This is a genomic window from Duganella lactea (assembly GCF_009857505.1).
Taxonomy (GTDB): Bacteria; Pseudomonadota; Gammaproteobacteria; order Burkholderiales; family Burkholderiaceae_D; genus Rugamonas; species Rugamonas lactea.
In genome coordinates this window covers 166,541-183,987 of sequence record NZ_WWCP01000002.1, presented here as the reverse complement: position 1 = coordinate 183,987, position 17,447 = coordinate 166,541, and the positions used below count along the sequence as shown (strand labels likewise).

13 protein-coding genes are annotated in these 17,447 nt (G+C 65.5%); 6 read left to right on the top strand and 7 right to left on the bottom strand.

All coding sequences use genetic code 11. The annotated features are described in order from the left end of the window. Nucleotides 1–198 precede the first annotated feature (198 nt). Entirely contained in the window at nt 199–738 is a 540-nt protein-coding gene (locus tag GTP44_RS03440; protein WP_161018328.1) for an ABC transporter ATP-binding protein, read from the bottom strand. A gap of 281 nt (nt 739–1,019) precedes the next feature. On the opposite strand from GTP44_RS03440, the gene GTP44_RS03435 reads away from it, so the two are divergent. From GTP44_RS03435 to GTP44_RS03420, 4 genes are read left to right on the top strand one after another with little or no spacing between them, the layout of a single operon-like run. After that, the gene (locus tag GTP44_RS03435; RefSeq protein ID WP_371867134.1) at nt 1,020–2,144 is read left to right on the top strand and encodes an exo-alpha-sialidase; all 1,125 of its coding nucleotides are present in this window, start codon (nt 1,020–1,022) and stop codon (nt 2,142–2,144) included. Beyond that, entirely contained in the window at nt 2,141–2,848 is a 708-nt protein-coding gene (locus GTP44_RS03430) for a hypothetical protein (protein ID WP_160991189.1), read from the top strand. Before GTP44_RS03435 ends, GTP44_RS03430 begins: the two co-directional genes overlap by 4 nt. Nucleotides 2,849–2,891: 43 nt before the next feature. Next, nucleotides 2,892–3,725: a hypothetical protein gene (locus GTP44_RS03425; RefSeq protein ID WP_160991190.1), complete on the top strand. Its 834-nt coding sequence runs from the start codon at nt 2,892–2,894 to the stop codon at nt 3,723–3,725. Between the two features lie 23 nt (nt 3,726–3,748). Next, nucleotides 3,749–5,722, top strand: a complete 1,974-nt coding sequence (locus GTP44_RS03420; RefSeq protein ID WP_229256759.1) for an LTA synthase family protein — start codon at nt 3,749–3,751, stop codon at nt 5,720–5,722. A 113-nt stretch (nt 5,723–5,835) separates the two neighbouring features. On the opposite strand, the gene GTP44_RS03415 is transcribed toward GTP44_RS03420, so the two are convergent. From GTP44_RS03415 to GTP44_RS03395, 5 genes are read right to left on the bottom strand one after another with little or no spacing between them, the layout of a single operon-like run. Next, nucleotides 5,836–6,903 (bottom strand): ATP-binding protein, encoded by a 1,068-nt coding sequence (locus GTP44_RS03415; RefSeq protein ID WP_161018327.1) that lies wholly within the window; start codon nt 6,901–6,903, stop codon nt 5,836–5,838. Next, nucleotides 6,900–7,643, bottom strand: a complete 744-nt coding sequence (locus GTP44_RS03410) for a response regulator (RefSeq protein ID WP_229256758.1) — start codon at nt 7,641–7,643, stop codon at nt 6,900–6,902. The genes GTP44_RS03415 and GTP44_RS03410 overlap by 4 nt, the downstream gene beginning before the upstream one ends. Further along, entirely contained in the window at nt 7,643–9,022 is a 1,380-nt protein-coding gene (locus GTP44_RS03405) for an efflux transporter outer membrane subunit (protein WP_161018326.1), read from the bottom strand. Before GTP44_RS03405 ends, GTP44_RS03410 begins: the two co-directional genes overlap by 1 nt. Beyond that, entirely contained in the window at nt 9,010–12,129 is a 3,120-nt protein-coding gene (locus GTP44_RS03400; protein ID WP_161018325.1) for a multidrug efflux RND transporter permease subunit, read from the bottom strand. The genes GTP44_RS03405 and GTP44_RS03400 overlap by 13 nt, the downstream gene beginning before the upstream one ends. 14 nt (nt 12,130–12,143) lie before the next feature. Further along, nucleotides 12,144–13,286, bottom strand: a complete 1,143-nt coding sequence (locus GTP44_RS03395; protein ID WP_202423963.1) for an efflux RND transporter periplasmic adaptor subunit — start codon at nt 13,284–13,286, stop codon at nt 12,144–12,146. Nucleotides 13,287–13,439: 153 nt separating this feature from the next. Between GTP44_RS03395 and GTP44_RS03390 the strand changes: the two genes are divergently transcribed. Beyond that, complete coding sequence (locus GTP44_RS03390) at nt 13,440–14,030, top strand: TetR/AcrR family transcriptional regulator (RefSeq protein WP_202423962.1); 591 nt, start codon at nt 13,440–13,442, stop codon at nt 14,028–14,030. 26 nt (nt 14,031–14,056) lie between these two features. Then, a complete protein-coding gene (locus tag GTP44_RS03385; RefSeq protein WP_160991197.1) occupies nt 14,057–14,629 on the top strand; it encodes a cytochrome b in 573 nt (190 codons plus the stop codon). Between the two features lies 1 nt (nt 14,630). Here GTP44_RS03385 and GTP44_RS03380 read toward each other — a convergent pair whose 3' ends face one another. Continuing rightward, a complete protein-coding gene (locus GTP44_RS03380) occupies nt 14,631–17,309 on the bottom strand; it encodes a bifunctional acetate--CoA ligase family protein/GNAT family N-acetyltransferase (protein ID WP_161018322.1) in 2,679 nt (892 codons plus the stop codon). Between the last annotated feature and the right edge of the window lie 138 nt (nt 17,310–17,447).

Genomic DNA, 17,447 nt, shown 5'->3' with positions numbered 1-17,447 from the left:
GCGTGCAAAAAAATGTCGCAAATCAAGAAGCGATGGGGATTATTATCGAAGGTCCGGGCGAAGGAGGCAACGAGGTAATCATTTGCCTTGCTTGCGAGAGCCGCAAGGGGTTGATGCCCGGATTGCCAAGATCAGAGTTTTGAAGATCTGAACGGTCACCGGTGGAAACTGGTCTGGATGGCACCACAGAGCGCAGTTTCATAAACGCCATTTGTAGCGTTCTTTGTTGCGGTGGTGGGCGTTGATATCGTCGCGGAAGCTGATGTTGGTGTGGGCGCGGCCGAACCACCCGACATAGGCAAGAAAGGCGCTGAACACCAACACGGCGAGCGTCCTGCCAATATGGCCCGCGAAAAGGGCGGGTACACCGGCGCCAACAAGCAGCGCCAGTGCCAGTCCCCAGCACAGCGCGCGTCTGAACCATAACCAGCAGGTTGCGGCTGTTGTCTCGGTACGGCTGGGCGGAAGGCTACGGTCTCGGGTGGCGAAATATCCCGGTATGGCCAGCATCGCGGCGAAGGACGCCACCACGACCGCCGTCGATGTCGACACGCCGTGCGTTATAAATAACCCCAGTGCGACGCAGCCGAATAGCGCCGCCAACAGCAACACCGATCCGCGCGCCGGCTGGCGGAAAGTCTCTTCAACAGCCCGGTCGTCTGCCAGATGATTTTTATGCCCCGGCGAGTACGGCGGCGGTTTGCGCGGATCGGGGGCGTCCGGTGGTTGCTGATACATGCGCTCTTTGCCTGTCATTACGAAAACAAGTGGGATGTCATCTTGGCATGCCATTGCGCCAAGCGCAATAGTTGTACCCGCTAACTCGCCTACATTTTGCCCGGCTTTTACTGTAGGATACCGACTTCGTCCGTGCTCAGCAGCAGCCACAAGCTGTGTGCCGACTGGGGAGTGACTTAATTTTTGGGCAAGGGAATCACCGAGCAGGCTTCCATGTCCCGATTTCTGGAGACGGAATGGGAGTTTTTCGCCCACTTTTACAGCGACCATCCAAACTGGTCGTGCTGGCATGTATTGCCATTGTCGCCACCGTGGCGACCGCCGAAGGCGTGCGCTGGTCGCGCGCGGCGCGGCACCACGCCAAACCGGACCCGGTCAGCACCGCCGCCCCGGTGCCGGTGACGCTGACCGAACTCTCCCGCGCCATTATTCCGATGCCCAAGGGCGTGCCGTCGGCGCACGCCAGCGCGCTGGCGGAATTGCCGCATGGCGATCTGATTTCTTTCTGGTGGGCCGGCAGCCGCGAGAGCGGGCCGGACGTGCAGGTCTACGCGTCACGCTGGTCGAATGGCCGCTGGAGCGATAACTGGGTGGTGGCCAGCCGCGAGTCGCTGGGCGCCGCGCTCGGCCATGGCGTGCGCCGCATCGGCAATCCGGTCGCCTGGACCGGCGACGATGGCACGATCCATCTGTATGTCGTGGCCACCGGCCTGGGCGGCTGGGCGGCGTCGCGCGTGGTGCAGCTGCAATCAACCGACGAGGGCGCGACGTTCAAGGTGCGCCGCGTGTTGCCGATGTCGCCGGTGTTCAATACCAGCGTGCTGGTGCGGTCGTCGCCGGTCGGGCTGGATGGCGGCGGTTGGTGGTTACCGGTGTATTTCGAGATCGGCCACAAGTATCCAATGCTGGTGACCTTCGACGCCAATGGCGATCCGCAGCGCCTGACCCGCATTGGCGAGCGCACCCGCTCGCTGCAGCCGACGCTGGTGCCGGTGTCCAACACGGAAATCCGCGCCTGGATGCGCGATGCCAACAAGAGCCGTTCGATGGTGCAGCAGGCGGTCAGCCATGATTCCGGCGTGACTTGGGAGGATATGGGCCCGACCTCGATCAGCAATCTGGGCACGTCGCTGGCGGTGCTGCGACTGGACAGTGGCAGCCTGCTGATGCTGCGTAACAATGGTACCAACAGCGAAACGGCGCGCAGCACGCTGTCGCTGTCGCAGTCGCTCGACGGCCATCGCTGGAAAGACATGACAGACATCGTCAGCGGCCAGCCGGGTGACGAGTTCTCGTATCCGGCCATGTATCAGCTGGGCGACGAGCTGCATATCACCTACACCTATCAGCGGCGGGCAATCGCCCACCACCGCCTGAAAATTCAACCGGTCAAGGACTTGCCATGAGTTTGCCCGAGCTGTCTCTGCAGATCATATACGCGCGTCTGGCGTGGACGCTGATCGCGGCGTCGATGCTGCTGTCGGTGCTGCCGTCGCTGTTGCCCAAGCTGTTTCCGGCGCTGGCCCAGCGCACCAAGCTGATCGTCGCCGGCACGGTGGCGCTGGTGATGGTGTTGCCGGGCGCTGCCTCGCCGGCCCACTGGCTGACGCTGGTGTTCCAGTATCCGAGCGGCTTGCTGGCCGGCTATAGCCTGGTGGCGCTGTGCGCCCGCTGGACCGCCAAACCGGTCGATTTCCTGCTGCACCCGGCCTTCGCCTTGCTGCTGAGCCTGCTCGGCGTGGTGCTGTATCTGGATGCGTTCGGCGTGCTGGCGCTGGGACTGTATTACCGCGGCTTCGACGCCGATGCCGCCGCCGTGCTGGCCATTGCGGCGGCGCTGGCCGGCGTGGCGGCGATCTGGCTGCGCTTTGGCGCCGGCGGCGCCGCGCTGCTGACCGCCGTGCTGCTGTTCTCGTTGCTGCGCCTGCCGACCGGCAACCTGTGGGATGCGCTGCTCGATCCGCTGCTGTGGGCCTGGGCGCTAGGCTCGGTTGTCGTGGCCGCGCGTCGTCAGTATTTGCGCCGCAAGGCCGGCAGCGTGGCGCGCCCGCTCGACGACCTGAACGCGGCGCCAGAACTGCTGCGCCCGCGAGCCGGCGGTATCGAGTGACTTAACGATATAAATAATTAGCACATAAACAAGGGAGTGATTCATGCTAGAGAAGAAGTGGTACATCCATCCGGTGATTGCGGTCGGCGTCTTCATCAACGTTTTTGTGCTGGTGCTGGCGATTGCCTTTGCCCACGACCAGGCCGCGCTGTGGCGCCTGCTGGTGGAGGATGGTATCGTGGAATGGATGCAGTTCCTGTGCTTCGTCTTCTTGTCCGGTCTGCTGGCCTTCCTGGCCGTGGAGCAATGGCAGCGTGAGCCGAAGATCAACCTGCAACTGCTGGCCTTTGTCGGCCTGAGCGCGCTGGTGGGGTTGGCGGCGATGGAAGAGGTGAGCTGGTTCCAGCGCGTGCTGCACATCATTCCGCCGGAGTTCTTCCTGCAAAATAACCGCCAGGGCGAGACCAATCTGCACAATCTGGCGCTGGGCAAGAGCAGTCTGCATAAAGCGGTGCTGCTGAAGATTATCGCGGTTGTTGGCATCACCCATAACGTGATCCTGCCGCTGCTGGCCAAGAAACGTCCGGCCATCCGCGACTTTGTCGAGAAATTCGGCCTGTATCTGCCGCCGCTGTCGGCCTCGCTGATCTACATCGCCGTGGTGGCGCTGTCGCACCTGCTGGTCGACCATCCGCGCAAGGGCGAACTGGGCGAGGTGTTCGGCGCCGTGCACTATCTGGTGACGGTGGTGGCCGCCTACTTCTTCGGCGTCAACTACGGCAAGCCGCCGGTGTTCCAGAACAACGCCGATGGCCGTCGCATCTCGACGCTGTTCTGCATGATGCTGATGTTCCTGCTGCTGATCGGCTGGATGCTCAGCGCCGGCGCCGGTGCCGGCGCCTATATCGCCAGCCACCCAGGCTTCGGGGCTGAATGATGTTCCGCCGCCCTGAAAGCGGGTTGAGCAAGATCGCTGGCCGGCTGGCCGGGCTGACCCTGTGGGCCGGTCCGTTCGCCGGTCTGTTGCAATTGCTGTTGCTAGGGGTGCTGATTTTCTCGCTGTCGCGCGCCGGTCTGGTGCTGTGGCAGTGGGAGCGCGTGGCGGCCACCGGCATCCCGTTGCGGATCATGGTGCAGGGCGTGCGCGCCGACCTGATCATGCTCGGTTATCTGATCGCCGTGCCGATGCTGCTGGCGCCGTTCCTGGCCCACCGGAAAACCCTGGGGCTGTGGAAGGGCTTCAATGTCGTGTGGGGCACGTTTGCGCTGATCTTCATCGTGTTCATGGAAGTGTCGACGCCGCAGTTCATCATGCAGTACGACGTGCGGCCGAATCGCCTGTTCATCGAGTACCTGTCGTATCCGCAAGAGGTGATGTCGACGCTGTGGAACGGCTTCCGCATTGCGTTGCTGCTGGGCGTGGCGGCGACCGTGCTGCTGGGGACCGGCATCTACAAGCTGCTGAAGGCGGCCTCGGTGGAGATCCGCGCCATCGGTTCGGTCAAGTTGTTGCTGCTGTGGCCGGTACTGGTATTGCTGGTGGCGTTGCAGATCCGCTCGACGCTGGCGCACCGTCCGGCCAATCCGGCGCTGTTCGCGCTGACGGGCGACGCGATGGTCAATTCGCTGATCATCAACTCGCCGTGGTCGGTGCTCGACGCGTGGGCGGCCATGAGCCACGAGGCCAATTCGTCCGAAATCTATGGCAAGTATCCGCGCGAAAAAGTGTTTGAGGTGGTGAAGAGCGCGCCGTGGCTGCGTGATCAGCAGTTCACCTCGGCGGAGTTGCCGACGCTGCACAAGCAGACGCCGGCGGTGCAACGCGCGCGTCCGCTGAATCTGGTCATTGTGCTGGAGGAGAGCCTGGGCGCCACCTTCGTCAAATCGCTGGGCGGTTTGCCGGTGACGCCGGAGCTGGAAAAGCTGAAGTCGGAAGGCTGGTGGTTCGAGCAGCTGTACGCCACCGGCACGCGGTCGGTGCGCGGCATCGAGGCGGTGGTGGCCGGTTATCCGCCCACGCCGGCGCGTAGTGTGGTCAAGCTGTCGCTGTCGCAGCAGAACTTCTATACGCTGGCGGCGGGCTTGGGCCGGCAGGGCTATCACACGGAGTTCGTCTATGGCGGCGAGGCGCACTTCGACAATATGCGCGGCTTCTTCACCGGCAATGGCTTCCAGAAAGTGGTGGACCGCCAGGACATGCCGAATCCGAAGTTCGTCGGCAGTTGGGGCGCGTCGGATGAGGACTTGTTCGACAAGTCGCTGGAGCGGCTGAAGATGCTGCATGACTCGGGTAAGCCGTTCTTCAGCCTGATTTTCTCGTCGTCCAACCACGAGCCTTTCCAGTTCCCGGACGGCCGCATCGAGCTGCATGACGCCGAGAAGCAGACCGTTAACAACGCGGTCAAATACGCCGACTATGCGCTGGGCCGTTTCATCGCCGAGGCCAAGAAGCAGGCTTACTGGAAGGATACGGTGTTCCTGATCGTGGCCGACCATGACAACCGCGTGTATGGCGACAGTCTGGTGCCGATCAAGAAGTTCCATATTCCGGGCTTGATTCTGGGGGCGGATATCCAGCCGAAAAGCATACCGACCATCGCCAGCCAGGTGGATCTGGGCCCGACGCTGCTGTCGCTGATGGGGATCGCCAGCGAGCATCCGATGATCGGTCGCGATCTGGCCAGGGATAGCCAAACGCCGGGCCGGGCGCTGATTCAGTTCGACAATTACTTTGCGTGGCTGGAAGGCTCGTCGGCGACGATCCTGCGCCCGAACCAGACGCCGTTGCTGGGGCATTATGAAGCGGCGACCGGCGTGTTGACCACGGGCGGCGCGCCGAGCACTGAGCAGGTCGATAAAGCCATGTCGCACGTGGTGTTGCCGTCGATCCTATATCGCGAGCAGCGCTACAAGCTGCCCCCGGTGGCGCGCTAGCCCATTCCCCGTCATTCCGACTTTCGTCGGAACGACGGGGTATCGCTTAGTCGCCGTACAGCGTCCCCTTGTTTTCGGATCGACACTGGTCCATGCCGCGCCGGGGCGCGACGTCAGCCCAGCGGCAACTTTAATTCAAACAGCGTGCCGCCCAGCTTGGACTGACGGCACAACGCCTCGCCACCATGGGCGACGGCGATCGCTCTGACCACCGCCAGACCCAGCCCGCTGCCGCTGCTGCCCGACTGCGGCGACTGGCCGCCGCGCTGGAAGGCGTCGAACACCCGGTCTGCCATCGCGGGATCGATACCCGGCCCCTGGTCTTCGACGCGCAGACGGTAGGCGCCGCCGGCCACGACGCTGCTGACACGCACCAGACCGGGCGTGGCATGCTTGCGCACGTTCTCAAGCAAGGCCAGCAACGCTTGGCGGATGCGCATCGGGTCGCTCATCACCGCTTGCGACGTCAGGTCGAGTTCCAGCGAGAAGCCGGCCACCTGCAGCCACGGCGCCGCCAACTGCACCACGGTTTCGATTTCACCGGCCAGGCTGGCGCGCACTTTCTGCAGGCCGAGGTGGCCGCTTTCAGCCAGCGCCACCATGCGCAGGTCTTCGATCAGCCGCCCGAGTCCTTCGACATGGGTCAGCAGATTGCGGAATTGCGCCTGGTCGGGCACGAACACGCCGTCGGTAATGCCCTGCAAGCGGCCGCGCAGAATGGTCACCGGCGTGCGCAGCTCGTGCGCGATGGCGGCGTTCCAGAACACACGCTCCTGCTCCATATTTTGCAGCCGTTCGGCCATGTGGTTGAAGTCGGCCACCAGTTGCGCCGCTTCGCCCATGGCGTGGTCGTATTTGGTGGCGCGCGCGGTCAGGTCGCCTTGCGCCACCTGGCGCAGGCTTTCGGCCACGGAGTTGAGCGGCGCCAGAATACGGCGCGACAGCTTGCTGGCCGCCAGCACCGCGATCACCACCGAGATAAAGGTGGTGACGACCAGCCAGATCACTTCCTCGCGCGTCGGTGTCAGGTCCGTCGGATCGCCGGCCATGAATTCCGGTGAATTGCGGATCAGGTAGGAGTACAGCGCATAGGAACTGATCTGCACCAGCAGGATGATGCCCAGCGCCACCAGCGACATCGACAGCGAGATCTGGCGGCTGATGCCGGCGTTCAGTTTCATGTCGCGCTCCCGAGCCGGTAGCCGACGCCGCGCACGCTCTCCAGCAGCCCGGCGAGGCCGGCCGCTTCGACTTTCTTGCGCAGTTTGCTCAGGTGGCTGTCGACCGTGCGTTCCAGCGTTTCGCCTTCCGGCAGGCAGGCGGCCAGCAATTCGGCGCGGCTGAACACGCGCTTGGGCGCGCGCAGCATGTGGGCCAGCAGGCGGAATTCGGTCAGCGTCAGCGATAGCAGTTGGCGTGGCTGGCCGTCGATGCAGACGGCGGCCTCGTAGTGTTCCAGATCGACCTCCAGGCCTTCGGCGCGCAACTGCTTGCTGGTCTGCGCGCCTTGCTGGCCGGCGGTTCGGCGCAGCACGGCTTGCACCCGCGCCACCACCTCGGCCGGGTTGAAGGGTTTGACCACGTAGTCGTCGGCGCCGATGCGCAGACCGGTCAGCTTGTCGATGTCCTGGTCCATCGCGGTCAGCATGATGACGGCGGTGTTACCGCGCTGGCGGATTTGCGACAGCGCGGCCCAGCCGTCCAGCTGCGGCATTTGCACATCCAGCAGCACCAGGTCCGGCTTGAGCATGAGGTGCATTTCCAGCGCGCGGCGGCCGTCCGGCGCGTGCGCCACGCGCAGGCCGGCGCGCGACAGATAGGCCATCAGGATCTGGGCGATTTCCGATTCGTCTTCGGCCACCAGCACCAAGGCCTGCTCGTTGGCGGGCAGTTCGGTATTCATGTTGACATGATACTGCATCAGCTCACGCCTCCGCCCAGCGCCTTGTACAGCGCGATCGCCGATTTGAAGTGGTCGCGGCGCAGGTCCAGCAGCGCGCTTTGCGCGGCGTAGGCCTGGCGCTGCGCGTCCAGCAGTTCCAGACGGCTGTCCTGGCCGGCGCCGTAGCGCAGGTTCGACAGGCGTTCGCGCAGCGCGGCGGCGTCCACCACGCGCTGCTGGGCGACGATCTGGCGCTGGTAGGTCTGGTTGCTGGCCAGCGCGTCGTTGACTTCGCGGAACGCGGTCTGGATCGCGCGTTCGTACTGCACCACGGCGAGGTGATTGCGGACTTCGGTCAGTTTGAGTTCTGCGCGCAGCCGGCCGCCCTGGAAGATCGGCTGCGTGATCTGCGGCGCGAACGACCAGCTGCGGTTGCCGCTCTGGAAGAGGCTACCCATCTCGGCGCTGCCCAAGCCCAGTTGCGCGGTCAGCGACACGCGCGGGAAGAAGGCGGCGCGGGCGGCGCCGATTTCGGCGTTGGCGGCGACCAGCGCCTGTTCGGCCTGCATGATGTCCGGACGCCGCGTCAGCAGCTCGGACGGCAGGCCGGCGGGCAGGGTGGTCATCACCGGTTGCTGCGCCAGCGGCAGGCCGGCGGGCAGCGCTTGCGGGACCGGCAAGCCGAGCAGCAGTTCGAGGTTGTTGCGGGCCAGGCGCCGCGCGCGGTCGCGGGCGTGTAGGTCGGCTTCGGCGGTGGCGACCTGGCCGGCGGCCTGGGCCACATCCAGGCCGTTGCGCTGTCGGGCGCCGTGCAGCCGTTCCGTCAACGACAGCGCCAGGCGCCAGTCGGCCAATGTGCGTTCGGTCAGCGCCGCCTGTTCTTCGGCCAGACGCAGTTCGAGGTAGGCGTCGGCGACGGCGGCGATCAACGCCAGGCGCGCGGTGCGCTGGCCTTCCACCGAGGCCAGATAGCGGGCAAACGCCGCCTCCGACTGCGAGCGCAGGCGGCCGAAGAAGTCCAGCTCGAAGGCGTTGACGGCCAGTCCGGCGCTGGTCTGCTGGGTGACGGCGCCGTTCGGCGCGTCGGCCGACGAGGCGCGCTGGCGCGTGCCGCCGCCGGTGGCGTCCAGCGCGGGCAGGCGGGCTGCGTCCTGGATACGATACTGCGCCTGAACGGCGGCCACGTTCAACGCCGCCTCGCGCAGGTCGCGGTTGTTCTCCAGCGCCAGTTCGACCAGGCGTTGCAAAGCCGGATCGGCCAGCATCTGGCGCCAGTCCGGCAGCGTGGCGGCCGATGCGCTGTTGTCACCGGTTGCGTCGTGGTATGCCGCCGGCACCGGCAAGGCCGGTTTGCTCAGCGGCGGATTCAACGAGCAGCCGGCCAGCAGCAGGGCCGACATCGCAATTATTGCTCGCATTGTTTTGCTCCTTTACGTAACTTGCCCAGCCGTTCCGCGCCGCCGACAACGACCACGAAGAACACCGGCACAAAGAAAATCGCCAACACCGTCGCCGCGACCATACCGCCGAACACGCCGGTGCCGATCGCGTGCTGCGTTTCCGCGCTCGCGCCCGACGCCAGCATCAGCGGCACCACGCCCAGCGTGAAGGCGAGGGAGGTCATCAGAATCGGCCGCAAGCGCAGGCGCGCCGCCTCAATCGCCGCTTCCACCAGCCCCTTGCCCTCGTCATGCAGCTGCCGCGCATATTCGACGATCAGAATCGCGTTCTTGGCCGACAGACCGATAATCGTGATCATGCCCACCTTGAAGAACACATCGTTCGGCAGGCCGCGCACCATCACCGCCAGCAGCGCGCCGAGCAGGCCAAGCGGCACCACCAGCATCACCGACACCGGGATCGACCAGCTTTCATACAGCGCCGCCAGCACCAGGAACACCACCAGCATCGACAGGGCCATCAACATCGGCGCTTGCGCCGCCGAGGCGCGTTCCTGCAGCGACTGGCCGGTCCATGCCAAGCCGAAGCCGGCCGGCAGTTGCGCCACCAGCCGCTCCATCTCCTGCATCGCCGCGCCGCTGGACACGCCCGCCGCCGCGTTGCCGCTGATGCGCGCCGACAGATAGCCGTTGTAGCGCACCAGCTGCAATGGCGTTTGCTGCCATACCGGTTGCACAATCTCGCTCAGGGCCACCATGCCACCGGCGCTGTTGCGGATGCGCAGCGCCAGCACATCGTCAAGCTGCATGCGTGCCGACGCCTCGGCCTGCACGATCACCTGCTGCATGCGGCCGTGGTTCGGGAAGTCGTTGACATAGCTGGAGCCGGTGGCGCCGACCAGCATGTCGCTGACCGCCGTGAACGACACGCCCAAGGCCTCGGCCTTGCGGCGGTCAATCTCCAGACGGATGGTGTTCCCCGGCGGCAGAGCGTCCGGATACACGCCTTCCAGCAGCTTGCTCTTGGCGGCCAGCGTCAGCAACTGGTCCTGCGCCGCCTGCAGCGCGGCGATGCCGAGCCCGGCGCGATCCTGCAGGCGCAGCGAGAAGCCGGACGAACTGCCCAGTTCATCGATCGCCGGCGGCATCACGACCATGATCGTGCCTTCCTTGGTGCTGGCCATGGCTTCCGTCGCCTTGGTCACTTCCTCCTGCGCGGTGGCGCCGTTGCGCTGGTCCCAGTCCTTGAGCATGGTGAAGGCCATGGCCGCGTTCGGGCCGGAGCCGGAGAAACTCCAGCCGATCAGCGATTGGTTCACCTCTATGCCCGGACGGCTGGCCACATGCTGCTCATACTGCTTGATCACCTCCAGCGTGCGCTCCATGGTCGCATCGGATGGCAGCTGGAACGAGGTCATGATGTAGCCCTGATCCTCCTCCGGCATGAAGGACGATGGCCAGACCGACATGCCATAGCCGACGGCGGCCACGATCACCGCGTACAGCGCCAGCATGCGGCCGCCGCGCTTCAGCAGGGCGGTGGTGCTTGCCGTGTAGCGCGCGGTCAGCGCGTCGAACTGGCGGTCGAACCAGCGGAAGAAGCCTTTCTTCTCATGATCCTCCGGGCCGACAGGCTTCAGCAACGTCGCGCACAGCGCCGGTGTCAAGGTCAGCGCCAGGAAGGCCGAGAACAGGATGGACACCGCCATCGCCACCGTGAACTGGCGATAGATCACGCCCACCGAGCCGGAGGCCAGCGCCATCGGAATGAATACCGCCGTCAGCACCACGGTGATGCCGATCACCGCGCCGCTGATCTCGCGCATGGCGCGCTGCGTGGCCGCTTTCGGCGACAGTCCTTCGGTGGCCATCAGCCGTTCAACCGCCTCCACCACCACAATCGCATCGTCAACGATGATGCCGATCGCCAGCACCATGCCGAACATGGTCAGCACGTTGATCGAATATCCCGCCACCGCCATCACCGCAAAAGTGCCCAGCAGCGCGATCGGCGCCAGGATGGCGGGAATCACGGTGTAGCGTACCTTTTGCAGGAACAGATACATCACCAGGAACACCAGCACCATCGCCTCGATCAGCGTGCTGACCACTTTTTCAATCGAGACCTTCACGAACGGCGCGGTATCGAAGGGGATGGTGTACTCCATCCCGCGCGGCATCGACTTCGCCAGTTCGTCCATGCGTTCGCGGATCAGCTTCGCGGTCTTCACCGCGTTGGCGCCCGGCGACATCGAGATTGACGCGCCCGAGGTGGTCTTGCCGTTTTCCCGCGCCTTGAAGGTGTAGTCGCGCGCGCCCAGTTCCACGCGGGCGACGTCGCCCAGCGTGACGCTGGAACCATCGCGTCCGGCGCGCAGCACGATGGCGGCGAATTCCTCCGGCGAGCGCAACTGGCCCTGCACCGTCAGCGGCGTGGTCACGCGCTGGCCGGCGACGGATGGTGTATCGCCGACCCGGCCCGGCGCGATCTGCACGTTCTGCTGGGCGATGGCGTTGGTGACGTCGCCCATCGAAATATTGTGCGCCACCAGCTTGGCCGGATCGATCCAGACCCGCATCGCCCGCTCGGCGCCGAACAACTGCACGCGGCCGACACCGGGCACGCGGCGCAGTTCCTCCACCACGTTGCGGGCCAGGTAATCGCCCAGTTCCTCCTCGCTGTGGCCCTTGGTCGAGTTCACGCTGATAATCATCAGGAAGCTGGACGACGACGACTCCACCGTCACGCCGCTCTGGCGCACCGTTTGCGGCAGGCGCGGTTCGATCGCCTTCAGGCGGTTTTGCACATCCACCTGCGCCATTTCCGGATCGGTGCCCGGCTTGAAGGTGACGCTGACCGAGGCCGAACCCGAAGTGTCGGTCGACGATTCAAAGTACAGCAGGTTCTTCACGCCCGACAGCTCGCGCTCGATCAGGCTGACCACCGCCTCGTTCATCGTCTGCGGCGAGGCGCCCGGATAGCTGGCGTAAATCGACACGCTCGGCGGCGCCACCGACGGGAAGCGCGCGATGGGCAGGTTGGGCAAGGCGATCAGTCCAAACAGGATGATGAAGATCGCCACCACCCACGCGAACACGGGGCGGCGTATGAAAAATTGAGACATCTAGACAGTCCTTATCATTTTGCGGCGTGGCCTGCGGCGGCCGACATCCGGCTCGGCGTCTTCCACGGCATCGGTTTGGCGTGCAGGCCTTCCTTCAGGCGTTCCTGGCCTTCCACCACCAGCGTGTCGCCGGCGGCCAGACCGCTGCGCACCAGGTATTGATGATTGATGACGTCACCGACGGTGACGGAGCGCTGGCTGGCCTTGCCGGTTTTATCCAGCGTCCACACGCTGGCCTGGCCATCGGGGCGGCGCTGCACCGCCTGTTGCGGCACCAGCAGCGCGTCGTCCGGCGCGGCGCGGGCCAGGCGGGCGCGCACGAACATGCCCGGCAACAGCGCCCGTTCCGGGTTCTCAACCAGGATGCGGATGGTGGCGTCGCCGGTGCCGGCATCGACGTTCAGGTCGGCGAACAGCACCTTGGCGTCCAGCTTGTACGGCTGGCCGTCGGCCGACAAAATCTCGGCCCGCTGCTTGCCTGGTTGGCGCACCGCATGCAGCGAGGCGAGCATCGAGGCCGGCTGGCGCACGTCCACGTACACCTTGTCGATTTGCAGGATGCGCGCCATCGGGTTGGCGTCCGACTGGCCGACCAAGGCGCCCTCCGACACCAGCTCCTGGCCGATGCGGCCACTGATCGTCGCCTGCACGGTGGCAAACGCCAGGTCGAGGCGCTTGCGCTCCAGCGTGGCCTTGGCCTGGGCGACATTGGCGGCGGCCAGGTCGCGGTCGGAGACGGCATCGTCATAGGCCTGGTGGCTGATGGCGTCGGCGTCGATCAGTGGTCGCAGGCGTTCGGCCTGGCGGCTGGCGCGAACGTGGGTCGCTTGCGCGTGCTGCAGGGCGGCGGCGGCGGTGTCGAATTCCGCTTTCAGCGGCGCGGGATTCAACTGGAACAGTGGTTGCCCGGCGCGCACCTCGGTGCCTTGCTCGAACAGGCGACGCAGCACAATGCCACCGACCTGCGGACGGATATCGGCGGTGCGGTAGGCCGCGACGCGGCCCGGCAGGTCATCGTTGAGCGTTACCGGCGCCGGTTTGAGCGCGATCACCGTCACTGCCGGCGGCGGGGTGTCCTCCTCGGCCGGTTGCGGTCCTTTGGAGCAGGCTGCCAGCGCCAGTGCGGCCAGCAGTACAGGCCAGTTCTTGAGTTGCATAGTCTTTCCCGCGAGCATAGAAAACCGCAGCTTACGGTTCAGATTTGCAGGTTTTGTGGCGGAAATGTGTAGGTTTTATGGAGAGGGCGGAAAATTGACAGAGCTCATATAGTTAACTAACATACGCCGCGTATGTGAAAAAAAGGACTAATGATGACCCGCCGCAGCCGCAGCCAAATGGTGGAAGAAACCCGCGCCAAGCTGATTGCCGCCGCGCGCGTGGCATTTGCCGAACATGGCTACGCCCATGCCTGGATGGATGACATCACCGGCTCTGTTGGCCTGACCCGTGGCGCCTTGTATCACCATTTCGGCAGCAAGGAAAAATTGCTGGTCGCCGTCATCGATCAGATGGAAGGCGAACTGGCGCGGCGCCTGCAGGAAATTGCCGACGCCGCGCCGACGCCGTGGGAAGGCTTTCGCCGCCGTTGCCGCGCCTATCTGGAGCTGGCGCTGGTGCCGGAAAACCGCCGCATCATCCTGCAGGACGCCCGCGCCGTGTTTGGCGATGTGCCACAGCGGAATCAGGACACCGGCGTGGCCTCGCTGGAGGCGGCGTTGCGGGCGCTGATGGAAGACGGCACGGTGGCGCCGGTGCACGCCGGTGTGGCGGCGCGCATGCTGTACGGCGCGGTCACGGAGGCGTCGTTCTGGATCGCCGAACCGGATAGCGATCCGCCGGAGCGGCTGGCGGTGTCGCTGGACGCGCTCGACAAGCTGCTGGATGGGCTGCTGGCGCGCTGAATCAACATCAATGACTGGAAACGACGATGCAACTGAAAAATTCCGCGCAACGCTTTGGCGCGCTGGCCAAGTTCTTTCACTGGACCAGCGCCGCCGCTTTTATCGGCGCCTATATCGTGGTGTACTACGTGATCTGGTTTATGGATGACGAGTCGCCGGATGCGCTGCCGGTGCTGAATATCCATTGGGTGCTGGGTGTGCTGGTCGGGGCGCTGGTGCTGCCGCGATTGGTGTGGCGCTTGCTGGATGTGCAGCCGGATGATCCGCCAGGTTCGGCGCTGGAGCACAGGTTGGCGCATGCGGCGCACTGGGGGCTGTATGGTCTGCTGATTCTGATGCCGCTGACCGGCTACATTGGTACCGGAGCGCCGACCGATTTCGGACTGTTCTCCATTCCGAGTTTCCGTGACACGGCGGCCTTCGAGTGGATCTCCTCGCACTATGGCCTGACCTGGGAGGCGTTTGAGGCGCCGATCGATGTGGTGCACCACTTCGTCGGCAAATGGATCGCCTGGGGCGTGGTGGTGCTGCATATCGCGGCGGCGCTGTTTCATCATCGCGTGCGCAAGGATGATGTGCTGACCCGCATGCTGCCTTAGTTTATAGGGCTTTGCTGCACAGCTGGAACTCGGGGGCGTCTTCGTAGGGCCGGATCTGGAAGCCCAGGCTGGCCATCAGTTTCAGCATTGGGCGGTTCTTGCGCAGCACCAGGCCGACGGTTTCACTCAGGCCGCGATCACGGGCGACGTCCATGATTTCCAGCATCAGGCGTGTGCCCAGCCCCTGGCCGCTGAACTTGTCATCCACCAGCAGCGAGAACTCGCAGCTGCTGCGGTCCGGGTTGGCGATGTAGCGCGAGACGCCGATGATTTGTTCGGTTTCGCTGAAGCTGCCGTCATCGTCGGCGCTGCGGGTGGTCAGCACGGCCACCAGCGCCATTTCGCGGTCGTAGTCGATCAGCGAATAGCGCGCCAGCATTGGCGCCGACAGTTCGCGCAGCGACGAGGCGAAGCGGTTGTAGCGCGACTGGTCGGACAGGCCGCGCACCAGCGCCTGCAGCATGTCGGCGTCGGTCGGCTGCACCGGTCGCAGCGTGTACTCGCCGCCGCCGCGCATCGGCCACACGCTGGCGTAGTTGGCCGGGTACGGCATGATGGCCAACTGGTCGTAGCGCTGCGCCGACGGCGGCGCCACGCCCACCACCACGCGCGCATCGACCGCCAGCACGCCGAACTGGTCGACGATCAGCGGGTTGATGTCCAGCTCGCGCAGCTGCGGCAGTTCGCACACCATCTCCGAGACCCGCAGCAGAATGTGTTCGATCGCCTGGTGGTCGACCGCCGGCGCGCCGCGCCATTCGCCCAGCGTGGCGGCGACCCGCGCGCGGTCGATCAGGCGCTGCGCCAGGAAGGGATTCAGCGGCGGCAGTTCGACCGCGCGGTCATTCAGCAGTTCGACCATGGTGCCGCCTGCGCCGAAGCCGATCACCGGGCCAAACAACGGATCGCTGGCGACGCCGATATACAGCTCGCGGCCATTGCGCTTGCCCGCCATGCGCTGCACGGTGACACCGTTGATGGTCGCCGCCGGTTGCAAGCGGCGCACATTGACCAGCATGTCGCCATAGGCGGCGCTCAGGGCGCCGGCGTCGGCGACGTTGAGCACCACGCCCTGCACGTCGGATTTGTGGGCGATGTCCGGCGAATCGATTTTCAGCGCCACCGGGTAACCCAGCTGGGCGGCGATCAGCTGCGCCTCGGCGGCGCTGCGGGCCGGCATGGTTGGCGTGATCGGGATGTGGAAGGCCGCCAGCAGCGCTTTCGATTCCATCTCGGTCAGCACGCTGCGGCGCTCGGCCAGCACGCTTTCGACCAAGCGGCGGGCGCCGTCCAGGTCGGGCTTGGCCAGTTGCGACAGCGGCGGCGGCGTTTGCTGCATCAGCTGCTGGTTCTGATAAAACGCGGCGATGTTGCCGAAGCCGTCCACCGCCGCCTCCGGCGTGCGGAAGTTGGCGAGACCTGATTGGGCGATCAGGTGGCGCGCCGGCGCCACGCGCTCGTCGCCCATCCAGCACGCCAGCAGCGGCTTGCCGAGGCCCTTGGCGGCGTCGGTCACACCCTGCGCGACCGCCAGCGGGTCGCCGTCCAGCTTGGGCGAGTAGATCGCCAGCAGGCCGTCCACCTGCGGATCGGCGGCGCACGCGCGGATGGCGGCGGCGTAGTGCGCGGCGCCGGCTTCCTCGGACAGATCGACCAGGTCGGTCAGCGTGGCGTGCGGCGGCAGTTCGCTGCCCAGTGTTTTGGCGGTGTCGTCGCCGGGGCGCGCCAGTTGCAGCCCCAGTTTGCCCAGCCAGTCGGCCGCCAGCACGCCGGGACCGCCGCCGTTGCTGATGACGGCCAGCCGCGGACCCACCGGGCGATAGCGCGAGGCCAGGCACTTGGCGGCCGAGAACAGCTGCACGAAAGTCGACACGCGGACCGCGCCGGTGCGCCGCAGCGCGGCGTCGAACACCTCGTCGCTGCCGATCAGCATGCCGGAGTGGGTGGCGGCCGCGCGCGACGAGGCCGCCGCGTTGCCGGACTTGATGATGACCACCGGCTTGGTGTTGGCCGTGCCGCGCAGCGCCGACAGGAAGCGGCGCGCGTCGGTGATGCCTTCCATGTAGATGACGATGCTTTCGGTGGCCGGATCGGTGGCCAGGAAGTCCAGTGTCTGCGCCAGGTCCACCGCCGTGTTGGGGCCGAGCGACACCACCGCCGACAGGCCGACCGAGTTGCTGCCGGCCCAGTCCAGAATGGCCGAGGTCAGCGCGCCGGACTGCGAGATCAGCGCCAGGCTGCCGCTTTGCGCCAGCTTGCCGGCGACGCCGGCGTTGAGATTGAGGCGCGGACGCTGGAAGCCCAGGCTGTTGGGGCCGAGCAGGTGCAGGCCATGCTTGCGGGCGATCGACTGCAGTTCCTCCGCCAGCGTCGGTGACACGCCGGAGGAGACGATCAACGCCGATTTGCACTGAATGCGGCCGGCCACCTCCAGCGCGAACGCCAGCTCGTCGTGCGGCAGGGCGATCAGCGCCAGGTCGGCGCGCGACTGCACCAGGTCGGCCAGGGTGCCGGTCATGCTGACGTCGAGGAAGGTCAGGGCGCCTTCGTAGCCGCCGTCGCGCAACTGGCCGCAGACGCTGCGACCGTAGGCCGTCTGGCGCTCGGGCTGGTCCGGCGGACCGGCAAACACCACGATGGATTTCGGCGCAAACAGCGGGCTAAGGTAATGCAGGTCCATGATACGTTCTCGGCAATGATTCGCAGCCCACACTATACGCCAATCGCGGCGGTTTTTGCGGCGCTGCGGCAAATGGTTTCTGCTTGACCTGGATCAAGGATTTGCCAATCAGGCATGGGCATAGTAGAGGTGGCTAAT

What these genes read in the sequence shown, in the direction of transcription:
- GTP44_RS03440 (WP_161018328.1), bottom strand. Translation starts at nt 738, where the DNA reads ATGTATCAGCAACCACCGGACGCCCCCGATCCGCGCAAACCGCCGCCG.
- GTP44_RS03430 (WP_160991189.1), top strand. Translation starts at nt 2,141, where the DNA reads ATGAGTTTGCCCGAGCTGTCTCTGCAGATCATATACGCGCGTCTGGCG.
- GTP44_RS03425 (WP_160991190.1), top strand. Translation starts at nt 2,892, where the DNA reads ATGCTAGAGAAGAAGTGGTACATCCATCCGGTGATTGCGGTCGGCGTC.
- GTP44_RS03415 (WP_161018327.1), bottom strand. Translation starts at nt 6,903, where the DNA reads ATGAAACTGAACGCCGGCATCAGCCGCCAGATCTCGCTGTCGATGTCG.
- GTP44_RS03410 (WP_229256758.1), bottom strand. Translation starts at nt 7,643, where the DNA reads ATGCAGTATCATGTCAACATGAATACCGAACTGCCCGCCAACGAGCAG.
- GTP44_RS03405 (WP_161018326.1), bottom strand. Translation starts at nt 9,022, where the DNA reads ATGCGAGCAATAATTGCGATGTCGGCCCTGCTGCTGGCCGGCTGCTCG.
- GTP44_RS03400 (WP_161018325.1), bottom strand. Translation starts at nt 12,129, where the DNA reads ATGTCTCAATTTTTCATACGCCGCCCCGTGTTCGCGTGGGTGGTGGCG.
- GTP44_RS03395 (WP_202423963.1), bottom strand. Translation starts at nt 13,286, where the DNA reads ATGCAACTCAAGAACTGGCCTGTACTGCTGGCCGCACTGGCGCTGGCA.
- GTP44_RS03390 (WP_202423962.1), top strand. Translation starts at nt 13,440, where the DNA reads ATGACCCGCCGCAGCCGCAGCCAAATGGTGGAAGAAACCCGCGCCAAG.
- GTP44_RS03385 (WP_160991197.1), top strand. Translation starts at nt 14,057, where the DNA reads ATGCAACTGAAAAATTCCGCGCAACGCTTTGGCGCGCTGGCCAAGTTC.
- GTP44_RS03380 (WP_161018322.1), bottom strand. Translation starts at nt 17,309, where the DNA reads ATGGACCTGCATTACCTTAGCCCGCTGTTTGCGCCGAAATCCATCGTG.